The 23,580-nt window shown below is 70.2% G+C and carries 22 protein-coding genes and 1 pseudogene; 14 read left to right on the top strand and 9 right to left on the bottom strand.

What is annotated here, in order from left to right; translation table 11 throughout:
• The first annotated feature begins 320 nt into the window (after positions 1–320).
• The 8 genes and pseudogenes from sigJ to ABZ809_RS20045 form a co-directional block, all read left to right on the top strand.
• Positions 321–1,208, top strand: coding sequence for an RNA polymerase sigma factor SigJ (gene sigJ / locus ABZ809_RS20080; RefSeq protein WP_357564066.1), 888 nt, complete (start codon positions 321–323; stop codon positions 1,206–1,208).
• A gap of 93 nt (positions 1,209–1,301) precedes the next feature.
• Positions 1,302–1,658, top strand: coding sequence for a DoxX family protein (locus ABZ809_RS20075; RefSeq protein ID WP_357564057.1), 357 nt, complete (start codon positions 1,302–1,304; stop codon positions 1,656–1,658).
• Between the two features lie 706 nt (positions 1,659–2,364).
• Entirely contained in the window at positions 2,365–2,658 is a 294-nt protein-coding gene (locus ABZ809_RS20070) for a DUF6348 family protein (protein WP_357564056.1), read from the top strand.
• Positions 2,659–2,760: 102 nt separating this feature from the next.
• Positions 2,761–3,921, top strand: coding sequence for a sensor histidine kinase (locus ABZ809_RS20065; RefSeq protein ID WP_357564055.1), 1,161 nt, complete (start codon positions 2,761–2,763; stop codon positions 3,919–3,921).
• Positions 3,918–4,574 (top strand): response regulator transcription factor, encoded by a 657-nt coding sequence (locus ABZ809_RS20060; protein ID WP_357564054.1) that lies wholly within the window; start codon positions 3,918–3,920, stop codon positions 4,572–4,574. Before ABZ809_RS20065 ends, ABZ809_RS20060 begins: the two co-directional genes overlap by 4 nt.
• 88 nt (positions 4,575–4,662) lie before the next feature.
• Positions 4,663–5,232: a hypothetical protein gene (locus ABZ809_RS20055; protein ID WP_357564053.1), complete on the top strand. Its 570-nt coding sequence runs from the start codon at positions 4,663–4,665 to the stop codon at positions 5,230–5,232.
• A 283-nt stretch (positions 5,233–5,515) separates the two neighbouring features.
• Positions 5,516–6,853, top strand: a complete 1,338-nt coding sequence (locus ABZ809_RS20050; protein WP_357564052.1) for an erythromycin esterase family protein — start codon at positions 5,516–5,518, stop codon at positions 6,851–6,853.
• Positions 6,854–6,856: 3 nt separating this feature from the next.
• Positions 6,857–7,011 (top strand): annotated as a pseudogene (locus tag ABZ809_RS20045) (IS30 family transposase); the annotation flags it as partial.
• A gap of 18 nt (positions 7,012–7,029) precedes the next feature.
• On the opposite strand, the gene ABZ809_RS20040 reads toward ABZ809_RS20045, so the two are convergent.
• Together ABZ809_RS20040 and ABZ809_RS20035 are read right to left on the bottom strand one after the other, a co-directional pair.
• Positions 7,030–8,034 (bottom strand): SDR family oxidoreductase, encoded by a 1,005-nt coding sequence (locus ABZ809_RS20040; RefSeq protein ID WP_357564051.1) that lies wholly within the window; start codon positions 8,032–8,034, stop codon positions 7,030–7,032.
• A gap of 35 nt (positions 8,035–8,069) precedes the next feature.
• Positions 8,070–8,999: an NmrA family NAD(P)-binding protein gene (locus ABZ809_RS20035; RefSeq protein WP_357564050.1), complete on the bottom strand. Its 930-nt coding sequence runs from the start codon at positions 8,997–8,999 to the stop codon at positions 8,070–8,072.
• 94 nt (positions 9,000–9,093) lie between these two features.
• Between ABZ809_RS20035 and ABZ809_RS20030 the strand changes: the two genes are divergently transcribed.
• Together ABZ809_RS20030 and ABZ809_RS20025 are read left to right on the top strand one after the other, a co-directional pair.
• Positions 9,094–9,678: a TetR/AcrR family transcriptional regulator gene (locus ABZ809_RS20030; protein WP_357564049.1), complete on the top strand. Its 585-nt coding sequence runs from the start codon at positions 9,094–9,096 to the stop codon at positions 9,676–9,678.
• A 492-nt stretch (positions 9,679–10,170) separates the two neighbouring features.
• Positions 10,171–10,590 (top strand): hypothetical protein, encoded by a 420-nt coding sequence (locus tag ABZ809_RS20025; protein WP_357564048.1) that lies wholly within the window; start codon positions 10,171–10,173, stop codon positions 10,588–10,590.
• Positions 10,591–10,743: 153 nt separating this feature from the next.
• Here ABZ809_RS20025 and ABZ809_RS20020 read toward each other — a convergent pair whose 3' ends face one another.
• Entirely contained in the window at positions 10,744–11,172 is a 429-nt protein-coding gene (locus ABZ809_RS20020; protein WP_357564047.1) for a hypothetical protein, read from the bottom strand.
• A gap of 70 nt (positions 11,173–11,242) precedes the next feature.
• On the opposite strand from ABZ809_RS20020, the gene ABZ809_RS20015 reads away from it, so the two are divergent.
• Positions 11,243–11,620, top strand: coding sequence for a hypothetical protein (locus ABZ809_RS20015; protein ID WP_357564046.1), 378 nt, complete (start codon positions 11,243–11,245; stop codon positions 11,618–11,620).
• 105 nt (positions 11,621–11,725) lie between these two features.
• Complete coding sequence (locus ABZ809_RS20010; protein WP_357564045.1) at positions 11,726–12,949, top strand: pectate lyase; 1,224 nt, start codon at positions 11,726–11,728, stop codon at positions 12,947–12,949.
• Here the strand turns inward: ABZ809_RS20010 and ABZ809_RS20005 are convergent.
• Positions 12,936–13,370, bottom strand: coding sequence for a hypothetical protein (locus ABZ809_RS20005; RefSeq protein WP_357564065.1), 435 nt, complete (start codon positions 13,368–13,370; stop codon positions 12,936–12,938). The two genes, ABZ809_RS20010 and ABZ809_RS20005, sit on opposite strands and share 14 nt — an antisense overlap.
• Before the next feature lie 179 nt (positions 13,371–13,549).
• Between ABZ809_RS20005 and ABZ809_RS20000 the strand changes: the two genes are divergently transcribed.
• Positions 13,550–14,053: a hypothetical protein gene (locus ABZ809_RS20000; protein ID WP_357564044.1), complete on the top strand. Its 504-nt coding sequence runs from the start codon at positions 13,550–13,552 to the stop codon at positions 14,051–14,053.
• Positions 14,054–14,172: 119 nt separating this feature from the next.
• Positions 14,173–14,637, top strand: a complete 465-nt coding sequence (locus tag ABZ809_RS19995) for a GNAT family N-acetyltransferase (RefSeq protein WP_357564043.1) — start codon at positions 14,173–14,175, stop codon at positions 14,635–14,637.
• On the opposite strand, the gene ABZ809_RS19990 is transcribed toward ABZ809_RS19995, so the two are convergent.
• The 5 genes from ABZ809_RS19990 to ABZ809_RS19970 form a co-directional block, all read right to left on the bottom strand.
• Positions 14,630–15,061 (bottom strand): hypothetical protein, encoded by a 432-nt coding sequence (locus ABZ809_RS19990; RefSeq protein ID WP_357564042.1) that lies wholly within the window; start codon positions 15,059–15,061, stop codon positions 14,630–14,632. The two genes, ABZ809_RS19995 and ABZ809_RS19990, sit on opposite strands and share 8 nt — an antisense overlap.
• A gap of 239 nt (positions 15,062–15,300) precedes the next feature.
• Positions 15,301–16,467: an epoxide hydrolase family protein gene (locus ABZ809_RS19985; protein WP_357564041.1), complete on the bottom strand. Its 1,167-nt coding sequence runs from the start codon at positions 16,465–16,467 to the stop codon at positions 15,301–15,303.
• Positions 16,468–16,878: 411 nt separating this feature from the next.
• Positions 16,879–17,304: a hypothetical protein gene (locus ABZ809_RS19980; protein ID WP_357564040.1), complete on the bottom strand. Its 426-nt coding sequence runs from the start codon at positions 17,302–17,304 to the stop codon at positions 16,879–16,881.
• Between the two features lie 122 nt (positions 17,305–17,426).
• Entirely contained in the window at positions 17,427–21,680 is a 4,254-nt protein-coding gene (locus ABZ809_RS19975; protein WP_357564039.1) for an FG-GAP-like repeat-containing protein, read from the bottom strand.
• Positions 21,681–21,883: 203 nt separating this feature from the next.
• Positions 21,884–23,578, bottom strand: coding sequence for a bifunctional 3-(3-hydroxy-phenyl)propionate/3-hydroxycinnamic acid hydroxylase (locus ABZ809_RS19970; protein WP_357564038.1), 1,695 nt, complete (start codon positions 23,576–23,578; stop codon positions 21,884–21,886).
• Positions 23,579–23,580: the final 2 nt, after the last annotated feature.

Raw genomic sequence — 23,580 nt, 5'->3', positions numbered from 1 at the left:
GCGCGTCGGCGTCCGCGACGATCAACTCATCCAGTTCGGCGCTCGCCATGACGGCAGGCTATCGCTGCGCTGTTGCCGCAGCCACTGCCGGTGGGCCAGCCCGACTCGTCGGGCTGCCGGCGCGCCGGTCGCTCGGCGGACCGTCGGGGGGTAGGACCTCGATGCTCAGGATGGTCTCGACGTCGAGCCGGCATGTCGGACCCCTCGTGCACGTGCCGGTTTGCGGCGAGCGTCGTCGAACGTCTTTCCAGGCAACCGTGGGAGGCTTGCGCGGCGGTCCACCGTGGCCCGCCCTAACACCCGACGTGCTATGCCGGATCATGGGTCGGGTGGCATGGAAAGTGTCAGGTGACCAGCATGAGCCGCCCTTCGTGAAGCACCGTGGGTTGTTGTACGCGGTCGCGTACCGGATGCTCGGCAGCGTCAAGGAGGCCGAAGACGTGGTGCAGGAGGCCTGGCTGCGGTGGAGTCGTGTCGAACCGGCCACTGTCGTGGACGCCGAGGCCTTTCTGGTTCGAGTGACCATCCGGCTGGCGATCGATCAGCTGCGCAGCGCCCGTGTGCGGCGTGAGTCGTACATCGGCCCGTGGCTGCCCGAGCCCATTCTCACCCGACCGGACATCGCCGACGAAGTGGTCCTTGCCGATTCCGTCTCCACCGCGCTGCTGCTCGTCCTGGAGACGCTGTCGCCGTTGGAACGCGCGGTGTTCGTGCTGAACGAGGCGTTCGGATACCCGCACGCCGAGATCGCGCAGCTGCTGGGACGTGGGGAGCCGGCGGTACGGCAGCTTGCGCACCGGTCCCGAAAGGCGGTCGAGAGCGGCCGGCGCCGATATGACAGCGACCCCGTGACCCGGCAGCGGGTGACCGAGCGATTCCTGGCCGCCTGTTCCGGTGGTGACATCACCGCACTAATCGAGGTTCTGGCACCGAACGTGACGATGGTCAGCGACGGCGGCGGCCTCACCGGTGCGCCACGCAAGCCCATCCACGGTTCGGACCTCGTGGCCCGGGCCATCGTCGTTCTCTCCCGGCAGCAGCCGGTGGGCTCGACGGCCGGGGTGCTCCACCTCAACGGTGGCCCCGGTGTCGTTGTCCGCTGTGACGGAACGCCGGTGCTCGCGACGACCCTGCACATGGTGGAGGGTCTGGTTCAGACCATCCACGTCGTCAGCAACCCACAGAAGCTGACAGCCATAGCGCTGTGATTTGGAACACTCAACGCCGTGTCACACATCGGGGTCGTCACCTCGTCCGTGAGCGACTGGTCAACCGCCGCTTTCACGCATACGGAGACGCCGATGTTCGCCATCTATCTCACGGTGACCCTGCTCGCCTCAGCCCTCAACGGTTCGGCCGCCATCGCAAACGTGATCGGCCACGAATACCCGAAGACGGAGGCAAACCGCAATCGGATACCCCGATCGTGGGTACGACCATTGGGAATGCTCCTGGGCGCGGGCGCGATCGGCTTGCTGGCCGGGTTGGTCGTGCCGGTCGTGAGTACGCTCGCGGCAGCCGGTCTGGTCTTGTACTTCCTCGGCGCGCTTGGCGCACATATTCGGGCGGGTAACTTCCGACTCGGCGCCTGGGCACTTTTCTTCGGACTCGCTCTGGCCGCACTCACCGTCAACCTCGCCTACCACCAGGACGCTTGATGCAACTGGTGGGTGGGGGTCAGCGCTGAAGGTCATGCCGGCGTCGGCAGCTACCAACGTGTCCGGCAGCGTGAACTGCCGCACTCGCGTCCGGACCGGCACCTCGCCCGTGGACGGCCGGTGCGCTATGCCGATGAGCGAATGGCATCCGCTCATCGGCAGATCCGTGCACGTCAGCTGGCGGTACGCGAGCTCTCCGAGCATCTGACCGAGGCGGCACTCGGCGTCGTTGAGATCCAGCCCTCCGCAGGACACAACCCCGCACTGTGCGCCGGCTGGCCCCATACGGCCGGCATCCCGGCCTGGGCCAGACCAACCACAACCACCATCCGACTCAATTGAGCCAGTGAACGTGAGTTAGCGACCGGGCGATGACCAGGCTTTCGATACGCTCACGGTCGACCCCCGGCCGACTCCACAGCCCCTCCCTGCCGAGCGTGTGCTGGAGCTTGCCGCACCGATGCTTGCCGAGGTGGTGGCGAGTGGCGGCCGACCGACGGGCCGATGCTGCGGTCGGGATCGTTGGGCGTTCGGGTTCTTCCGGCGGACAGCGACGACTACCGGCACCTGGACCTGGACCTGGACCTGGAGATCCTGCTGAATTTGAACGGCCTGATGTGCCGACGGTCGTCGACTGTGCGCTTGGCCTCGCGGCCGATCCGGTCGGATCGCAGGGCAAGCAGGAGCGGTTCGCCGAGGCGATGCCGTGGTCGACCCTGGCGCGGTGATCGCGGCCGGGCTCGGCCGCCCATACCTCAATGGCGTTCGTATGCTGGTCGGCCAATGTGGTGACGTCACCGCCTGCAAGATCTCGATCAATGGCCGGCAGCACGAACCGGCTGCTGCGGCGTTCGCCGCCCTGGACTGGCCACCCACCGACCGTTTCGGCCTGGCACGGCCGCCCGGTCGAGGAACTCGGAGGAATAGACCGGCCCGAACGCCCGGTCGCTCGCCCGCAGCGCTCGGCGCCAGCCCGGATGCACGGGGGTGGCGGGGCTGATGAACGCTACCCAGGTGATGCTGGTGGTGACGGCCCACGTCGGGTTCGCGCTCCCCGGCGGCGTGCTGCTGCGCCGCCGTGACATCCAGTAGGAGGCTTCATATGAGTCAGGAGCGGTGGAGGGCGTGGCTGTGGGGCGTGCTACCCGCCGCTGCGCTACTGGTGATCGGGTTGGGCGGCACGAAGGCCTCCGGGGTCGACCAGCCGGACACGGTACCGGTCGACCGGTGGGCGTACGTCCTGGTCGCCGGGGCCGCGGTGGCGCTGGTTCTCCGCCGGCGCTGGCCGGTGCCGGTGCTGCTGGTGGTGGCCGCCGCATCCTCGACGTACCTGGTGCTGGACTACCCCTACGGTCCGATTCTGCTGTCCTTCGCGGTTGCGGTCTACGAGGTCGGCGCGCGGCTCGCCCCGGGGCGGGCCGCGCTCGCCGCAGGGGCCGCGCTGGCGGCCCTGCTGCCCCACGTGTTCCTGGGCCGCGGCGTCACTCCCGGCCTGTTCGGTGTCGTGCCGGCAGCGGCATGGGTGGTCGTGCCTTTCGCTGTCGGGTTCACCGTCCGGGTATCCCGGGAGAGCGTCGCCCGCGCAAACGCTGAGCGGGCCCGTAGGATCGCTGATGACGAGCGGCTGCGCGTGGCGCAGGAGGTGCACGACGTGGTGGGACACGGACTAGCCGCGATCAACATGCAGGCCGAGATCGCCCTCCACCTGCTCCCGAAGCAGCCGGGCCAGGCGGCGCCCGCGCTCGAGGCGATCAGCCGGACGAGCAAGCAGGCACTCGACGAGCTACGTTCGACCCTCGCCCTCGTCCGCCACGGTGAGTCGCGGGCGCCGACCGCCGGGCTCGCCCGTCTCGACGACCTGGTCGGGCGGGTGCGCGACAGCGGCGTACCGGTCGAGGTCCGGACCACCGGCGAGCCGCTGCGCCCCTTGCCCGCGGCCGTTGACTTGACGGCCTACCGGGTCATCCAGGAGTCGCTGACCAACGTGCTGCGCCATGCGGGAGCCGCGACGGCGACAGTGTCTCTGGGATTCCAGCCGGGGGAGCTTCAGATCGAGATCGTCGACACCGCGCGCGGGGAGGGTGGCTCGCTTGGCCGGTCGGCGCACGGGCGTGGGGCGGCCGGGCCGGGCCACCCCGGGCACGGCATCATCGGCATGCGGGAGCGTGTCGCCGCGGTGGGCGGCGAGATGACCGCCGAGCCGCACCCCGGCGGCGGATTCCGCGTGTACGCCCGCCTGCCCGTTCCCAGGGAGGGCCAGTGATCACCGTCCTCATCGTCGATGACCAGGATCTGATCCGGTTCGGACTGCGCACCCTCATCGAGAGCGAGGACGATCTCACCGTCGTGGGAGAGGCGGCAGACGGGCTGGCCGCCGTCGCCGTGGCGGCCGAGCGCCAGCCCGACATCGTCCTGATGGACGTACGGATGCCAGGCATCGACGGCATCGAGGCGACCCGCCGTATCGTCGCGGACCCGGCGCTCGCCGCCACCCGCGTGATCGTGTTCACCACGTTCGAGCTGGACGAGTACGTCTTCGAAGCGCTGCGCCACGGGGCCAGTGGCTTTTTGATCAAAGACACCAAGCCGGCCGAGTTGCTGCGAGCCATCCGCTTGGTGGCGGCGGGGGAGGCACTGTTGTCGCCGTCGGTCACCCGACGCGTCGTGAAGGAGTTTGCCACCCGCCCGGCGCGCGTGGCGAAGCCCCACCCGCGTCTCGGTACGCTCACCGAGCGGGAACGGCAGATCGTCGGCCTTGTTGGTGAAGGACTGAGCAACGAGGAGATAGCCGAGCGGCTGGTGGTGAGCCCCGCGACGGCCCGTACCCATGTCAGCCGTGCGATGGTCAAACTCCACGCCCGCGACCGCGCCCAGCTCGTCGTCTTCGCGCACCAGTCCGGGCTGGTCCAGCACTGAGCTCGCCCCGTGGAAAAGGCCTCGTCCCTACGTCGGCCAACGTACGTGCGGAGTCGCCCGCCGGCCGATGTCACGGAGTCCTGGTCGATTGAAGCTGGACGGCATGACGAGCGTAACGAAGGTTCTCCCCCGCACCGGATCGCATCGCTGGCGGTTCGGCGGGGGCACCCGCAAGTTGATTCTGCTCGTGCACATCGTGTCCGTGGGCGTCTGGGTCGGACTCGATGTCGCGATGGCGGTGCTGATATTCACCGCAATGGGCACTGACGACCCTCATGTCCGCGGCTTCACGTTGCAGGCGTTAGGACTGGTGACTGTCTGGCCGATGCTGACGGCCGGGCTGCTGTCCCTGGCCACCGGGGTCTTGTTGGGCCTGGGCAGCCGGTACGGGCTGGTCCGGTACTGGTGGGTGCTGACAAAGCTGGTGCTCACTGTTGCGCTGTGCACGCTGATCGCGGTCGCGCTGCGAGGCGGGGCCGCCGAGGCTGCCGCTGCCGGCCGGGTGATGGCGACCGGTGTTTCGGTGGCCTGGAACAGTGGCGACATGCTGTTTCCGCCGATCGTCTCTTCGACGGCGCTGCTGGTCGCGTTCGCGTTGTCGGTGTTCAAGCCGTGGGGCCGGCTGCGTCGCGGCCGGTCGAGGGGTGGGCGGTCGTGAGCGGCGACGAGCCGGTGGGGGCCACCGGACTCACCAAGGTGCAAACGCGGGTGCTTGCCGAGGAAGGCACGGGAACCTCGCGTCCGACCATGCGGCATCCGCCGGCGTGGCCGCCATGTCGAGTACGGCGCCCGGCGTACGTCGCGCCGACGGCCGTACGCGATGGGGCGTAAGAAAGGTTACGCATCCGGTGTGACGGCTGCTCGTCGTCGGCCTGGAACCGTCGCTTGTGAAGGCCGCAGTCGAAATCGTCGCGAGCGGTCCCGGTGCTGAAGGAGTGGCCATGTTGAATGGGCGGCTGAGCCGTAGGAGCCTCATCAATCTTACCGGTGCGGCGGTCGCGGCCGGCGTTCTCGCGGAGCCTGTCCGGGCCGGCGCGGCGTCGACGGACGAGCCCGTCGTGGCGTGGCTCAACCGGCAGGCTGTGCCGCTGCCGCGCCTGGACGCCGGCGGACCGGTCCACGACCTGCGATCATTGTCCACTGTGGTCGGAACGGCACAGGTGGTGGGCCTGGGCGAGTCGGCGCACGGCACCCGCGAGCAGTTCACGCTCAAGCACCGGGCGGTTCGGTTCCTCGTCGAGTGCCTGGGCTTTCGTACCCTCTCCTGGGAGGAGAACTGGGGCAGCGGCGTGGCCATCGACCGGTACGTGGTCGGCGGCGAGGGTGACCCGCGTGAGCTGGTCGCGGCCACGTCGTCCCTCTGGCGCAGCGAAGAGATGCTCGACCTGGTGCGCTGGATGCGGGAGTACAACCTGAGCCACGAAGACAAGGTCCGGTTCCTCGGCACCGACCTCACCCAGTTGCGGCAGCTGCTCTTCGACGAGATCGTCGCGTACGTGCGCGACATCGCGCCGAATCGTATCGACGATCTGGAACGCGACCTCGACCCGATCCGGCTCACCGGTGACGCGCAACGGCATGTCGGCTGGTACTTGCAGCAGCCGGACAAGCAGCCCTACATCGACCACGCCCGAGCCGTGTACGACCTGGTGCTCGGCCTGCCGCCAGGCCCCTCACGCATCGGGCGCGAGTACGCGGTGCAGCATGCCCGCACGATCCTCGGGTTCTACGAGTACTACGCCGTGCAGCTGCTGGACCAGCGCGACCGGTTCATGGCCGACACGCTCACCTGGTGGCAACGGCGCACCCGGCACCGGGTGGTGTACTGGGCGGCAAACGTGCACACCGCGGCCAGCCCACTGGTGACCTACTCGCTGCCGCCGTTCGTGCCGCCCACCCAGGCCGTCGTCGCCGGAAGCCACCTACGCCAGCGATACGGTCGCAGGTACGTCTCGGTCGGGACCATGTTCCACACCGGCGAGGTGCTCACCGGGTGGGAGAACGGCTCACCGTCGGTCTTCCAGGTCCCCCCGCCGTCGGGCATCATGGTCGACCACGTGCTCGGCCGGGCGAAGCACCCGGACTTCGTGCTGGACCTGCACGCCGACGCGCCCCTCCCCGTGCGGCGGTGGCTGAACCAACCGGCGACCATGCGGCTGATCGGCTCCGCCTACAACTCCGGCAACGACTCCGCGTACGCCATGAGCGTCGAGTCATGGATCAGCGCGTTCGACGCCATCCTGCACCTCGACACCACGACCCCGGTCCGCCTGCTCTGACTGTCCACCAACGCCAACGGCCTGCCACGTCAGTACTTCCCCAAGAGCACCGACCTGTCCGTCCACGGACCGGAGGGCTCGAGCACCTCGCCCAGGAACGCAACGGCCGCCCACGACGGACGCTCGGCTGGGACAACCCAGCCGAGCGCGTCACCTGACGACGATCTTGGCCCGACTCACGCCACCAACTCCTCGCTGAGGGCCCATAGACGCGCGGCGGCCTCGGGGTCACGGGCCAGGGAGCTCGGCGCGACCTGCCTGCCGCGGAAGAAGTAGCCTCCGGTGACCTCCGCCGCCTCTGGGGCGCTGGCCAGGTAGACCGGGGTGGCCGCGCCGGTCTGGACCGTACCCATGAAGGGCTTGGCGGCCGCGACGAGCAGCTTGGCGACGCCGCGGGCCTCGCGGCCCAACTGGGTGCGGATGAGGCCCGGGTGCAGGCAGTTGGCGACCACACCGGTGCCGGTCAGGCGCCTGGCCAGCTCGACTGTGAACAAGATGTTCGCCAGTTTCGAAAGCGGGTAGCTCGGCTCGCCGCGGGCCAGTTCGTCCCACGGGATCTGCTTGGCCGAACCATGCGCATTGGACGACACCGTGATCACACGGGCCGGCGCGCTGGCCACCAACCGTTCCCGCAGCAGGCTGGTCAGCAGGAACGGCGCCAAATGGTTGACAGCGAACGTGGTCTCGTAGCCGTCGACCGTGAACTGCCGCTTGGGCACGATCACACCGGCGTTGTTGTCGAGCACGTCGAGCCGGCGGTACTTCTCCAGCACCTCGGCGGCCAGCCGGCGCACTTCGGCCAGGCTCGACATGTCGGCCGTCAGGAGGTCCACCTCGGCGCTGGGCGCCCGATGCCGGATCTCCTTGACGGCTGCTCGCCCGCGCTCGGCGTCGCGCCCGACAACGACCACGGTGGCCCCCAGTTCGGCCAGCCGGGCCGCCGTCTCCCGGCCAATCCCGCTGGTCCCGCCGGTCACCAGGCACACCTTGCCGGACATTGTGGTCATTGACCCTCCCGGATGAAGTCGCCGCAGCACCATTTTCTGCAGGCGACGCCTCGGGTACCAGGTGCGGCTCGACGCCGCCAGCAGGCGCGCCCGGTCCACCCCGTTCTCCTGGCGGTCCTCGATGCCGCCGTCAGCCGCCGCAACGTCCAGATCGCTGCCGTTGTGCCGACCCACACACCGTCCTGCGCGAGGACCGCCCCGGTGAACAATCAGCCCTGACGGAGGGGACGCAGGTGGCGGTCGGCCCACTCAGCGAACGGAGTCAGGGGGATGTCGAGGGCGCGCGCGAACTCCGGCCGGGCCGGTTGCCCGGCGACGTTCAGGAACTCGTGGGAGGTGGTGGCCCACGGCGGCATGCCGGCGGCGAGCGCCTCCGCCTCGGTCATGTCGGGAGCGGTGCCGTCGGTGCCGAGCGACTCGCCGATGATCTTCGCGATTTCTGTCATCGGCAGATGGTCGCCGGCCAGTTCGAGTTCGACGCGGTGGAAGCGGTCGGGGTCGGCGATGGCTGCCGCGGCCGCTCGGCCGATGTCGTCGACGGCGATCAGCGACAGGTGGGTCTGCGGCCGGAGGACCGTCGCGAGCCCGCCCGCGATGCCCCGCGGTAGCAGGTAGGCCAGGTCGGGCAGAAAGTTCTCCATGAAGAAGCCCGGCTTGATCAGCGTCCACCGGTCGAAGCCGGCGGCTCGGACGCGTTCCTGCATCCCGGCCTTGGGCAGGTAAACGCGCTCCATCGCGGCCCAGCGCCCGTCGGTCCAACCGGGGGCATGCTCGTGCTGACCGGCGCCGGAGACCGAGGTGTGCACGAACTGCGGGACCTCCGCGGCCAGCGCGGCCTCGATCAGGTTGACGCCCTGGGCGAGTTCGCTCTCGAAGTCCCAGGTGTCGCCGCGCAGCTCCGGCATCTGCACGGAAAAGACGGCGCGGGCGCCACGGGCCGCCGGGACCAGCGATGCGGGGTCGCGGAGGTCGCCGGCGACCAGCTCGGCGCCGAGGGCGGCGACCGCAGCGGCCCTGGCGGTAGCAGGGTCACGGACCAGGGCGCGCACCGGGACGCCGGCGGCGAGCAGGGCGCGGGTGGTTGCCCCGCCCTGCTGGCCGGTAGCGCCGGTGACCAGGACTGGTGCTCGATCTGACATGGATACACTCCTCGACACAAGAAACGGCGGGGCCCGCCGTTTCTGCTTGCTAAGATACGGCGGACCCCTCCGCTTAGCAACGCCGAGGTGAGACATGCGAGCGGACGCCCGCCGAAACTATGAACTTCTGCTCGCGGTGGCAGCGGAGGCGGTGGCCGAGCACGGGGCCGACGCGTCGCTGGAGCAGATCGCCCGGACCGCCGGGGTGGGCTCCGGCACGGTCCGCCGCCACTTCCCGACCCGGCACGCCCTGCTCGAAGCCGTCTTCCGGGAGCGCATCGACGCCCTCTGCGCCCACGCCGGCGAACTGGCGCGCAGACCGGATCCCCGCGCCGCGCTCGTCGATTTCCTGATCGCGATCACGCGGGCCGCCGCGACGATCCGGGGCCTAGCCGAGGCGCTGAACCGCGGCCGCACCGAAGGCGTTTACTGCGCGTCCGACCAACTGGCCGAGGCGGGTGAGCCACTGGTTCGCCGGGCCGCCGAGGCCGGGGTGCTGGCGCCCGGCATCACCTTCGCCGACCTGTCGACGCTTGTCACCGGGATCGCCCTGGCAACCGAGAACGACCGCGACCCCGGCACCACGGCGACCCGCCTGCTCTCGCTGGCCATGACGGGGTTCACGGTGACACCGCAGGAACCCCACACAACACAGGCCACTTTCGGGACCAGGGCCTGACCGCGCCCTCCGGGCCAGGGCCTGATCGCAAGCCGTGGCTCAGGCCGGCTTCGCCGGACTGGGTACCGGTCCAAGCTACAGCCAGAGCTTGCGATACTGGCCGAGCAGCTCGTCTGCTCGTGCCGGCCAGGGTTCCGCGCCGGCGCCGTCGGGGTGCAGGGCGGTGACGGTGGGATACGCGGTGGTGTGCACGGCGTGCTGGTTGTGGTAAAGGTCGCGGCCCCGGTCGGTGATGTGGGAGCCCGTCCGCGCACGTCTCGGCCAGCGGCGGCACGTGCCTGCCGATCAGAACGTGCTCGATCGTCGCCGAGTAGCCCCACGTCAGCGGTTGACCGCATAGGTCGGCCGCCCACAGCAACTCCAGCGCTGGTCACACGGGCTGACGATGCCGGGGTCCGGACGTCCGAGCCGGGCCGCTTTGACTAGCGCCGGCAGGTTGCGCGCAGTTGCCGAAGGCCCCAGCGCCGCACCCCGAGGGCGTTATCATTATCTATGCCTACCGAGCTGATTTCCGCTCTTTCAGGTCTCGTCGGTGCCGTCATTGGTGCCGTGGCCAGCATACTTGGAACGTTGATCATCGAGAGGCGTCGCTGGCGCAGGGAACAGCGGGCGGACACGATCCGCCGTTTCACGGAAGGTCTACTCTCCGGCGATCGCATCAAGGCAGTCGAGATGAAACTCGCGTTTGCGATGGTTGGCAAGCCGGAGAACGTCCGTGGCTTCCTCAAAGCCGACGGGCTGAAGGACATCGTTGACAACACGAATGCAGTCGTGCGTGACGTGATCAACGAAGAACGCGCCGCCCGAGGGCTGGCCTCCCTATCTCTGGAAGACATCAACGGCCTGCTGATAGAGCCGATAGAGCAAGGCTCAGACGTCCCTGTGCCTCGGGGGGTGCGTAGAAGGAAGTGACCTGGGGCGTGGCCGCTCGCGTCGGTCGTCAGGGAGCGCATGCCCGGCAGTTGGTCGGGGTCGACCCCGACAACCTCTGCGGAGTCGCTCAATCCCCAGGCTAAAGGATGTCTCGTAACTCGGTGAACGCGTTGCCGGTCAACGGCGTTGGCGTCATCTGGCGAGGATGATGTTGTGGAGGTGGGCAACGCCGGAAGCGGTGTCGGCCAATGTGTGGGCGATGGCGGTTGTCGCGGTGACCGGCTGGGTTTCTCCGGTCAGGTTGCCCAACGCGTCGTAGGTGAAGGTGGTCGTGGTGCCGCGGGCGTCCTTGACCGTGGTCAGGTTGCTGTTGTCGTCGTAGCCCAGGGTCTCGGTGGTGAGCAACGCGTTGGTCGCGCTGTAGTTCTGCACCCTGGTGGTCCGGCCGGCGCCGTCGTAGGTGAGCGTCCGGCTCGTCAGGTCCGGCATCTTCGTCTTGACGACCCGGCCGAGCCCGTCGTATTCCGTGGTGGTGACGTTGTTGGCGCCGTCGGTCTCGGTCAGCGGCTCGCCCACCCAGTTGTAGGTGGTGTGTCGCACCACGCCTTCCGGCGTGGTCACCCTCTGCAGCCACGGACCGGCGGCCGCCGCGGTGACCCGACGTGCTCGACTGACACTGGCCGGCGACGGGGTGAATCTCACCGACGCCGCGCTGGCCGCCCGGCACTCCCCCACCCTGCTGCGCTGCGGGCTTGAGCTCCGGCTCGCAACATGTCTGCGGGCCGTGCTGGGACTCATCGGGGCGCTCCAACTGGCGCTCGGTCTTTCCAGGTCGGCCATGCTCCCTGCCAGGAGCGCCTACCTCCTCGGTCTCAACCTCGGCACGATCCACCGAGTCCTGACCCATCACCGCGTCCCGCAACTTGCCCACCTCGACCGTGGAACCCGCCAACCCAACCGCCGCTACGAACACCCCGAACCCGGCGACCCGATCCACGTCGACAGCAGGAAACTCGGCAACACCCCCGACGGCGGCAGCGGTGCGAACATCGGACGTTCAATGACATAAATACATAGATCGGGTGTGACCCTTGCCTCATCATCGGCGGGTCTCTATCGTTGTCGGAAAGCGCTTTCCCCACGCAAGTTGGTCATGCCTGAAAGGTGAACTCAGATGAGACGCAAGGTCGCCACGCGGTGGCTGGCCGGCGGCGCCACCGCGGTCGCAGGTGCCGTCGTCGCGCTGGCGCTGCAGATTCCCAACGCCTCGGCCGCCACGAACCTGAGCCTGGGCGCCGGCGCTGACGGCTCCAGCAAGGCCAGTGGTACCAGCTATGGCAACGTCATCGACGGCAACGCCAGCACCTACTGGTCGCCGAGCGGCTCGACCGGCACGGTCTCGGTCAAGTGGGGCAGCGCCACGACGGTGTCCTCGGCCGTCATCGTGCAGGCCTCGGGCGGCGGCTCGATCAGCGGCTGGCAGCTCAAGAACCACGACACGGGCTCCGTCCTGGCCAGCGGCAGTAGCGCCCCGAGCACCATCAACTTCTCCTCGACGTCGCTGAAGAAGGTCTCCTTCGTCATCACCAGCGCATCCGGCACTCCTCGGATCGCCGAGTTCGAGACGTACTCCAGCGGCGGGCCGGCCCCGACCTCCAGCCCCACCAGCGCTCCGACCACTAGCCCCACCAGCGGCCCGACGCCCAGCCCGACCAGCAACCCAGGCACGCCGACTGGCACGTGGCCGTCGTCGGCCGGCTCGGTGAGCATCTCGGGCACGGTCAGCGTCTCCGGCACCTTCGACGGCGGGATGAAGACGTACTGCTGCATCGGTGACGGTGGGCAGGGCGAGTCGCAGGACCCGATGTTCAAGATCGCCAACGGTGGCACGCTGCAGAACGTCATCCTCGGTTCGCCCGCCGGTGACGGCGTGCACTGCGAGGGCACCTGCACGCTGCGCAACGTGTGGTGGAACGACATCGGTGAGGACGCCGCCACCTTCAAGCAGACCAACGGCGGTACCTCCTACGTCATCGGTGGCGGCGCGCGCAACGGCAGCGACAAGACCTTCCAGCACAACGGCAACGGCACGGTCAACATCTCCGGCTTCTACCTCAAGGGGTCCGGCAAGCTGTACCGCGGCTGCGGCAACTGCTCCACCTCGCACACCCGCCACGTGCGTATCGACAACGTCCTCGTCGACGACATCGACATGCTCGCCGGCATCAACAGCAACTGGAACGACACCGCAACGATCACTCGCGTGGTCGTTATCGGCTCGGCCACCATCTGCGGCAAGTACAAGGGTGTGCCCAAGGGCAGCGAACCCAGCTACCTCGGTGAGGGCTGGAACGACGCCAACTGCAAGGTCGACAGAAGTGACGTCACCTTCCGGTAGTCACTAGACACGCTTGCTCGACGAAGGGGCACCCGCCTGACGGCGGGTGCCCCTCGGTCTGCTGCACCCCGCTTGAGTTGTCCCCACCAGGAGCGGACCGGAGAATGACCACGCCACGAATCCCACGGGCACCGCCCGCGGTGGGAAGAGGTCGCGCCAGCCCGCGCTGGTGAGGGCGTCGTCCTCGCTGGACCTTGTCATCGTCATGGACAGGTGCAGGTAGGCGGTGGCGCCGAGCCCTATGCTGTTTACTGCGGCCCAGCCGGGCTCCATCGCGAACTGTTCGGCCAGCAACGGCAGCGAATGTGTGGCCATCTCGACCGAGTATCGCGGCGGCGGCCCGCACGCCCCGGGCGGCAAGGGCGTCGATGTGCGGGGTGGGGATCGCCGCGCCGTGGCAGCCCAGGCCACCCCAGCCCATGTCGTCGGTCAGGACGATGACGATGTTCGGCTTGTTCACGTGCGGCAGGTTCCGTCGGTGCTCCGGTCGACGCGGGTGGCATTGGTGATGTTCTGGTCGATCTGGAAGTTCTCGGATCCGGAGACGACCGCCTACCCACGACCGTCGAGGTGCTGTTCAAGCCGGTGAAAGCGGTCCGGATGCAGAGGGCCCACCGGGGCCTGGCGATCCGGTGCGCGACGGAGGACGAGGCCACCCGCATCGGGCGGGGCATCGCCGGCCACCTCCCGGCTGGGGCACACGTGCTCATCTTGGAGAGCGAGGGCGTGACCGGACACGTCGTCACCCTCGCCGTCGGATGGAGCGAGGGTGTGCTGTCGGACCTGCAGCCGTCGTTGTTCAACACCTTCAGCCCGTACAACCCGGTGTGGCCAACGGCGCCCCTTGCCGGGGTCGACGGCGAGCTCGACATCGCCTCGCCCCAGGCGGTCGCCGAGGTGTTCCGCACCGGCCTGGCGGAGGGCGTACGCCGCAAGCGGCACCGTCACGTGCATGTGCTCACGGCGGTGACCGAGCTGGACGGCCGCCGGACGCGACACAACCTGGGTGTCTTCCTCACCGAGGCGGACGCCGAAGAGGCCCGGCGGCTGATCGAACCGGACGTGGCGAGTTGCTGGGTCGAGCCCCTTCCGATGGTGTTCTAGCCCGTGTTTCATCCGGCCCGGAGGTACTGGTTGATGGCGGCGATGGTCAGGGTGGCTTCGTAGCGCACGGCTGGTGCCGCGTCAGGCAAGGTTTGCTCCGTTCCTGTCAGACTGCTCGGGTGATCGTCAGACTTGGGGAAGAGCACGACTTCCATGGCTTCCTTGGCCTGGCGGCCCAGGTCGAGTGCTGGTTCGGCCCGATGGTCGAGGATCTCGGCTTTCATGACGCTGTGCGCAAGCACGTTCGTCGGTCCACGGCGCTCGTCGCTGTTGCCTCGGGGCCGGATCTCCTGGGTGGGCTGTTGTTCGCGGCGAAGGCCCCGACCTACCACGTCCACTGGCTTGTCGTGTCGGAGCGGTCACGGGGAGAGGGCGTCGGTCGTGCGTTGATGGCGGACGCGATGCGCAGGTTCGTGCGTGGCCCAGACACCGTTGAGGTGGTCACCTTTGGGGTCGATCATCCTGGTGCCTCCGTCAGCGGTGCACGTGTCTTCTACGAGCGCCTTGGGTTCGCCCCTGCCGAGGCGGTCGATCCCGGTCCGGAAGGCGGTTCCCGGCAGGTCTTCCGCCTGGCCGTCACCTGATCATGCGACGTTGGCCCGGGCGACGACGTTGTGCAGGCGCTCGTCGGCGGTGTGCTTGTTTCGCCAGTTGATGTAACGGCGGATCATGCTGCCCTGGCAAGCCGTGCTCGACCGGCCTGGACTTGGCAATCTTCTTGATCTCACGCCGTTCGGGCAGGGTAAACATCTTCGGCCGTCCGCCCCCGTACTTCGGGTGAAGGGATTCGAAGCCGTCGGCGTTGCAGCTGTGGACCGCGTCCCGGACCCGGTCCCCGCTGGTGAACGTAACCTCGGCGACCTTCGCCACCGGCAGGCCCTCCGTGGACAGCAGCACCATCTGGGCCTGCCGCCAGGTCACCACCGACCCTGCACCACGGCGGACAATCCGCAGCAGGCGTCTTCCCTCATCATCGCCGATCTCACGGACGCGTACTCGTTCGGCCACCCGCCACCCCGGACAGGACCCGAGCGACGCGTCTCCGACAGGGTGAACGTTGCCTGATGCGGCACTAGCTGGAACTAAATTCAGAACTACAAATCTGTCACGCGTCGGTGCCCTGGTGCTGCGGCGAGCCTGCCGATCACGGACGGACGTATTCTGACGGTTGTGTTGTGGCAGCGGCTGGAGCCGTTGATGGCCGTTTCCGGAACTCCGGGCCAACGGGCCGACAACCCGCAAGGCGTTCACGCCCCGCGGCGCAGCGGTCGGAAGAAGTCTCGCAGGTCGTTGGCGAGCACGTCGGGTTCCTCCAAGGGCAGGAAGTGGCCACCGCGGGTTGGACCGCGCCATTGGCGCAGGTCACGATAAACGCGCTCGGCGTACTCGCGGGGGTAGTCCCGGTCCTCCGGGGTGAGCCGGACTCCTGCTGGCACGTCAACAGCCTCCAGGGGCGGAGTCCGGGAGTCGTCGTAGTAGGGCCTGAAGGAGGAGCCGATCGTCCCGGTCGCCCAGTAAAGAGTGGCGACGGTGAGTAGGAGGTCTTTGCTGAACCGGGATTCCAGGTCTCCGTCGCAGTCGCTCCAGGCCCGGTACTTCTCCACGATCCAGGCCGCCAGGCCGGCGGGCGAGTCGAGCAGGGCCGCGGCGAGGGTGTCCGGTCGGGTGCTCTGGATGGCGGCGTAGCCGTCGTCGCTGCCATCGTGCTCGTCTGATCGCGCTTTCAGGTAGGCCTGCTCGGCTGCAGACAATGGGTGGGCGCCGTCGAGAACGGGGTGCAGGTTCGGATGGTGGGTGTGGATCCCGACCACCCGCTGCGGGTGCCGGGCGCCGATGAAGCCGGTGACATGAGAGCCGATGTCGCCGCCGTACGCGCCGAACGTGGAGTAGCCCAGGACATCCGTCATCAGCCGGGCCCATAGGTCAGCAACTACCGGAGGGGTCACCAGGCCGTGGCTCGGCAGGTCCGAGAACACGAAGCCGGGCAGGGACGGAACGACGACGTCGAAGGCGTCGCCCTGCTCGCCGCCGTAGGCAGCGGGATCGGCCAGCCGCGCCGCTAGCGGCAACATCTCCACGAAGCTGCTGGGCCAGCCGTGGGTGAGCACCAGCGGCAGCGGGGAGGGGCTGCCGCTGGAGGGCGCGGCGCGCAGGTGTACGAAATGCACGCGCCGGCCGTCCAGGGAGGCGGTGTAGTGCGGCACTGCGTTGAGTTCGCGTTCCCGGGCACGCCAGTCGAAGTCGCTGCGCCAGTAGGTCACCAGCTCGCGCAGGTAGTCCGGGTCCGTGCCGGCACACCACCCGCTCGCAGTGGGGCGGGGAAAGCGGGTGCGCGCCAACCGCTCGGCCAGGTCCGCCAGCAGTTCGTCGGGGACGTCGATGGTGAACGGCACAGCCTGTGGCAAGGGCAACATGAAGAGCGCCTCCGCGACCTGGGACGGATGAGATGCATATTCCCCAGGTCAGCTCGCCGTGTCGGCTCGCCCGATGGCTGCAAGGGAAGCGGCTTGGATGTTACTGGCCAGGAGGCGGTCTGAAAAGTGGTTGGGTATCGAGAAGGCTCAGCTGCTGGAACCCGCGCGCCGCGAACCGCGCGTAGTCGACGTTGTCGGGCCGCGACGTGACGACGTAGTGGGCGGCGGGGGTTAGGCTCAATGACCTTCTCCAACAACGCCATTGGTCGAGGTGACGTCTGTGGCGCCAACTTGTCCAGCCACCGAAGATGACGATGGTACGGCCGGCATCGAGCTCCGTCTGGATCCAACGGACCAACTCCGCCTAGCCGTGGTGCGCCGTGGCCCGGACCCAGGGCCCCGGAAAAGTCGTCAGGCGATGCCGAGTAGGCGCCAGGGGGCGGGTGCTGTCGCGGGCGTGGTGGCGGTTGGCGGCGGCGATGTCGGGGACGCCGGCGGTGCGCAGGGCGCTGATGGCAGCGTGGCGCAGGGCGACCATGACCTGGGCTCGGTGCCGATGCGGACCTGGGATCGGTCCTCGTCGCAGGTGACGTCCCGCACCCAGTGGACCATGTTCGATCGGCCAGTGGCCACGGATCCGGCTGGCGAGGTGCGCCGGTTTGCCGCCACGGTGAGGACCGCCGTCACCACGCTCAACAGCAGGAACGTGACGATCAAGGTACGGTGCGGCCGGGCGAACCCGGCGACGCGCCGCAACGTCGCCCGGGACAGCGGTCGCTCGTCCTGCGCGTTCATGGCGTGGTGCACGGACGTCCACGCGGTCACTTCCACGCTCATGCCGTACCTCCGCGAGGAGGCTAAAACCTCGCGCCCGCTTCAGGTCAGGTCGCCGCACTGGCTGCCGGCTCCGCCGCCCGCCGCATGGAGAAGGGCGGCGGACGGCGGAGCGACAACGCGGGCTAGCCGACGACCACGACGCGGCCCTGGTTCAGCGGTTGCAGGTGCGCCGGGTCGAGATCGTCCGGGGCGCCCCGGCCACTGTCGTAGACGACGCGTCCCCCGTCGCTCTCCCAGATCCTGATCCGGAACCGGTCCACGTCGCGCCCGTCGGGCGCGTCGTAGATGGTGAGCTGGTACGCGTAGCCCGGGCGGCCGTTCACCGTGCCCTCGCCCCGGTACTGGCCGACCGAGCCGGCGACGGTGAGGCGCTCGTGTGCCGTACCGGTGAACGTGAACTCGCGTTCCGGCAGTCGGAAGGTGGTCGCGCCGAACGGCGTGGGCGAACCCTTCACCAGGCCGGCGACGAAGGCGAACTCCCCCGGCCCGGTCGCGGCCACATCGGCGCTGAGCGCCCCTGCGGGTGAGACGATCGCGCCGGCGCCGGCGACCGTGACGTCCGACGGGTCGTAGACCACGATCCGCACCGTCTGCTGCCCGGTCCCGCCGTCGTCGCCGGTCACGGTGAGCCGCGCGACGTGCACGCCGGGCCGCAGGTCGCCGGTGGCGACGCAGACGCCCTCGTTGCGCGCCTCGGTGACGACGCCGGGCGTGGCAGCCGCCGGGCCGTCGCCGTCCCAGTCCACCGCGCAGCGGTGGGTGTCCGGCACGCCCGGGTCGGTGAACGTGGCCCGCACGGTGACCGGTCCGGCCACCCGCAGCTCCTGGTCGAGCGCGATCGGGCTCACCTCGACCGGCCGGTTCGCTACGGTGACGGTCACGGTGTCGGTGGTGGTGCCGTGGCGCGCGTCGGTGGCGGTGAGTTCCAGCCGGTACGTGCCGGCCCGGTCGGCGCGGAACGATGGTGTGCGGGCCGGGCCCTCCAGCCGCAGGCCGCCGCCGAGCCCGCCGCCGTCCGGCTGGGCGAGCACCGCCCAGGACAGGGTCACCGGATCGCCGTCCGGGTCGGTGGTCCGGGTCGTGTCGAGGGTGACGGTGTCGCCCTCGGTGGCGGTCCGGTCCGGCCCGGCGTCGGCGGTCGGCGGGCCGCCGGCCGGCAGGACCCGCCCCACTGTCACCTCCGTGCGCGCGGCAGTTCGGGCGCCGTCGGCGTCGGTGGCGGTGACAGTGACGACGTGCCGGCCCTCGCTGAGCTGCCCGGGGGTACGGGTGGCTCCGACACCGAGGTCACCGTCGCGGTCGGAGGTCCAGCGCACGGCGGACCCGTCCAGGTCGCCCTGTTCCGGGTCGGTGACGGTCGCGGCGAGCGTGACCGTCTGCCCGGTGGCGAAGAACGTGCCGGTCAGCGGCGCGGTGATCCGTACCGTGGGGGCCTTACCGGCGACCGTGAGCGGGCCGCTTGTCGCGTCGGCGGTGTTCACCCCGTCGGTGACCCGTACCCGCAGCCGGCCGGTGGCCGCGCCGCCGGTGCCCGCGAGCTGCGCGGCGTCCACCGTGTACGAGGTGCCGGTGAGGCCGCCGGCCAGCACCCGCCAGTCGTCGGCCCCGTCCGGGCTGTACTGGATGCTCGCGGTGACCGGACCGCCGTCGGCGTCGCCGGCGCTCCACCGCAGGGTGACCGGGCCGGTCGCCGGCACCGGCGAGGGCGGCGCATCGCCGGTCAGCGCCACGACGGGCCGGTTCGCCGATACCGGGAGGGTGGCGAGGTCCCGCCCGGCTCGGGTGTCCACGAGCGTCACCCGCCGGGTGCCGGGGACGAAGTCGACGACCTCGTGGAAGGGGCGCGTCGCGGCGTGCTCGCTGGCCGCCGCCGGGGTGAACGGGTGCTCGGCCAGCGTCGCCCCGGCGGCGTCGAGCAGCCGCAGCGCGTACGGGCCGGGCGTGGTGGCCGGGCGGTGGGTGGTGCGGGCCAGGCGCTGCCCGGTGAGGGTGGCGTCACCGTCGCCGACGGCGCCGGAGAGCGCCAGCAGGTCACCTGTGGCGCCCTGCTGGGCGGGCGGGTTCTGGACGCCGTCGCGCCACAGCCGCCACAGGTCGTCGGAGATCCACTTGTTCCGGCAGTAGCTCATCAGGTCGGCGACCGGCGGGCTGGTGTCCGGCGCCCAGACGACCCGGCGCGGAGCGCCGACCGAGGCGTCACCGATGTCGTAGCCGGCGAAGCTGGGATTCGCCAGGTCCGGCCCGCCGATGGTGCCGCGCGGGTACGGGTAGGGCCGCCGCCCGTGCTCGTCGCCGGGATCGTCCGTGCACTCCACGTGCTGAGCGCCGAGCAGGTGCCCCAACTCGTGCAGGATGATCGTGGGATCGTGCGATCCGCCGACCGCCACCCATCCGGGAATGGCATCGGCGATGCCGCCCATCTGAGGCCGGTTCACCATGACGAGGTGGTAGACGCCCGGTTCCCGCACCCCGGCCGTCGCGTTCCGGTAGCTGGTGAGCACCGAGCGCGCGTCCGACCCGTCCAGGTAGTGGCTGTCGTCGTTGATCCAGCGGAACGGCTGGTCGTCGCGGTAATCGGCGCGGGTGACCTCCAGCCGGCTCGTCGGCAGCGTGCGCCGCAGCAGCGACTCGGCCCGGTCCAGGTCGGACTCGGCCGGCAGCACGGTCTGCCCGTTGCGTTGGTAACCGAGGCGGATCAGCTTGACGCGCACCGGCTTGGCCGCCTGGAAGCGCACCGTACGCTCGATGACGTTGTCCAGGTAGTCGGGTTCGGTGACCCGGCGGTCCGGGTTGACCTCGACCCGCAGTCTGACCTCGCCCTCGCTCGTCCACTGCGTGGGCAGCTCGAACAGGAAGCCGCCGGCGAGCTGTCCGCGCCGTACCGTTCGGTCCGGCACCAGCAGGCGGCCCGGGTTCGCCGGCGCGACCGGCGGGCCCAGCGACGTGCCGTCGGGCCGGAAACCGTGCAGGGCGGCAGTCACCGCCGGCGTCGCCGCGTCGGTGCCGACGTACGCCCGGACGACAGTGCGGCGGTCGGCGACCAGGTCCACGGAGTTGGTCAGGTCCTGGATCACCTGGGTGGCCTCCAGCCCGCTCACCCTCAGGTTCGGTCCGGGTGCGGTGCAGGTGTTCAGGTAGACGCGCAGGCTGATGTCGACCTCGTCCAGGACGGCCACGTCGAGGGACTGGTTGTTGTCGAACCGGCCCACGGCCGCGTAGACCGGCCGGCTGCCGGCCGGGAGCACCGCCGGGCTGCCGAACGTGCCGTCACCGTTGCCGGGGAAGACGTAGACCGCGCGGCTGGCGTAAGCGACCACGACCAGGTCCGGCCGGCCGTCCCGGTTGAGGTCGGCGACGTCCACGTCGTACGGCCCCTCCCGCTCCGGGGTCAGCGGCCCCAGGTCCAGCGACGGCAGCTCCCGGGGCGCCGGCGAGGTGCCGCCGGCAGGCGGGTCGCGGAAGTCGCTCCACAACCGGATCCGGTCCTCGCCGATGATCGCGACGGCCGCGTCGAGCCGCCCGTCGAGGTCGAAGTCGGCGATCGCGGGTGAAAACGCCTCGCCGAGCCCTTCGATCCGGGGCTCGGGGCTGTTCCGGCCGTCGCGGATCATCGAGACGGTGCTCTGCAGGCGGCTGCTGAGCAGCAGATCGGGCACGCCGTTGCCGGTCAGGTCGCCGGCGGCGAGGAATTCGGGCTGGACGTATGATGGCTGGTCGCCGAGGAGGAACCGCTCATCGAAGGCGCCGCCGTTGAGGTTGCGGAACACCCGTACCCGGTCGTCACCTGGGTTGGACTGGATCTGGGGGTCGACGGCGGCGAGGTCGGGCAGCAGATCACGGTCGAAGTCGGCCACCGCGACGTCCGCCACGCTGCGCCCGTCCAGCAGGAGCCCCGCCGGCCCGAATGTCGTGTCGCCGTTACCGGCCCAGATGCTCACCCCTTCGGTGGTGGCGGCCGCGAAGTCCGCTTTGGCGTCCCGGTTGAAGTAGCCGACCGCGATGCGGCCCGGCGCACCCGACGTCGGATAGACCTCCGGCCGGCCACCGGGGTTTACCGACGTGCGGAACGTGCCGTTGCCGACCGCGATGAGCTGGTGCACGTCGCCGTCGCCGCGCGCCGACGCGACGAGCAGGTCGTCGAAGCCGTTCTGGTTGGTGTCGACCGCCTCGACGTCACGTGGGCCGGCGATGCCGGCGGCCACCGGCATCGCCGTGAACCCGAACGTGTCGCAGCCGGCGGCGAGGCCCGCACCCGGCGGGCCGGCGGCCCGGACCGGCGCCGCCGCGCCGGGTACGCCCGCCCCGGGACCGAGCAGCGCCACGGCCAGAGCGGCCACGGTCGCGCCGGCCCACGGGCCGAATCTTCCTGATCGCATCACTGTCACCTTTCCGTGCGCGCCGGCCGCGGGGCACGGCTGCGCACAGTCGTCTGAGGAAATGAGGGGTCTCGATGGGACCGCCGGATGGCCATGCCGGTCATCGGCCGACCGGCATCGCCGCGTGGGTCCGCCGCCTCCGTCCCGGAGGCGGGGCCGGTCACCGGCCGGCCGGCAACGCCCGTTCCGGCCGGGCAGGTCGGTCACCGGCCCGGCGCCGCAGCGACGTCCGCGCTGTCCGGACGCGGCTCGCCCGGCCCGGCCGACGGCGTGCCGAGGGCGGCCGACAGCTCCCGTCCGGCCTGCTCGATGCCACCCTCCGCTACGAGGGCGAACACGAACCGATCCGGGCGCAGCACCACAAACCCGGCGCGGTGGCGCCGGAGCCACCCGCCGAGCACGTCGTCCACGTCGACGACGTCGACCCGGTCCGGCCCGGCGTCCCCGGGTGCGACCGGCAGGTCGGCCACCGGCGTGCCGCCCGGGTGGACGGCGACGAACCGCACCGGCAGCCCGCGCCACCGCGATCCGAGCGGGCCGTCCGCCGTGGCAGGGCCGAGCACGGCGAAACCGTCGCCGAGCGCCTCGTCGAGCAGGCGCGCCTCCGATCCTCCCGGCAGGAGGATCCGCGGCTGGGGAAACATGGTCCCGACCACGCCGTCCCGCCGGCCGCCGGCCATCAGGCCCCGCCGGTACGCCGGCACCGGCTTGAACTCGAACCGCTCCACGAACCGTCGTACCCGGGAGATCGTCTGGACCGCGCGGAGCAGGGTGTCCCGCATCCAGGCAATGGACGGGCTGCGGGCCAGGAAGACACGCCCCAGCCGGACGCTGGTCCGCGCCATCTCCTGGGTGTGCGGGCGCCGCTCGGTCTCGTACGTGTCCAGGACGGTGGCGTCGGCGGCGCCGGACAGCACCAGCGCCAGCTTCCACGAAAGGTTCGCCGCGTCGCGCAGGCCGCTGCACAGGCCCTGGCCCATGAACGGCGGCATCTGGTGGGCCGCGTCGCCCAGCAGGAACACCCTGCCCTCCCGCCACCGTTGCGCGATGAGGTGGTGGAAGGTGTAGACCACCGCCCGGGTGACGGCGAACCGGGCCGGGTCGACGTACGGCGAGACGAGCGCGGCGATGGTCTCCGGCCGCCGCATCTCGGCCTCGGTCTCCCCCGGGCGCAGCATGAACTCCATCCGGTAGCTGCCGGCCGCGCCGGGAGACACGAACGCCGGGCGCCGCCAGTCGCAGACGAACCGGGTGTCCCTGACCCGCACGGCGTCGGGCGGCACGTCGCCGGAGACCGCCAGCCACGGCTCGGCGTAGCTCGCCCCGGACAGCGGGATCCGGACGGCGGACCGGGTGGCGCTGCGGGCGCCGTCGCAGCCGAGCACATACCGGGCGCGAACCGCCCGCCGCTGCCTGGTGACCACGTCGGACAGCAGCACTGTCACCCCGTCCTCGTCCTGGGTGAGGCCGATCAGCTCGGTGCCGAGCGAGAGCTGGACGTGCGGGAAACGGTCCAGCCCGGTTCGCAGCGTGCGTTCCAGCCGCGGCTGGTCGAAGAAGCGAAGCGGCGCGTGGCCGTACCCGAAGTCGGTCTCGGACAGCGCCATCCGGGCGAAGACGCGGCCGGCGCGGTTGACGTACTCGACGAGCGGCGGGGCGATCGTCTCCGCGCGTACCTCGTCGAGCAGGCCCGCCTGCTGGTAGATGCGCAGCGCCTCGTCGTCGCAGGAGAAGGACCGCGGCTGGCCGTGCGGGGCCACGCTGCGCTCCACCACGAGCGTGGCTACACCGCGGGCGCCGAGCAGGTTGGCGGTGAGGGCACCCACCGGCCCGCAGCCGATGACGGCGACCTCGACCTCCTGAACCGGTTCGTGAGTCGACGGCTTATCTGGACGCATGA

Origin of the sequence: Micromonospora sp. NPDC047074, from assembly GCF_040643815.1 — a bacterium.
Classification (GTDB): domain Bacteria; phylum Actinomycetota; class Actinomycetes; order Mycobacteriales; family Micromonosporaceae; genus Micromonospora.
Note: the sequence above shows the minus strand (reverse complement) of the source record. Positions and strands in the feature narration are given on the sequence as shown.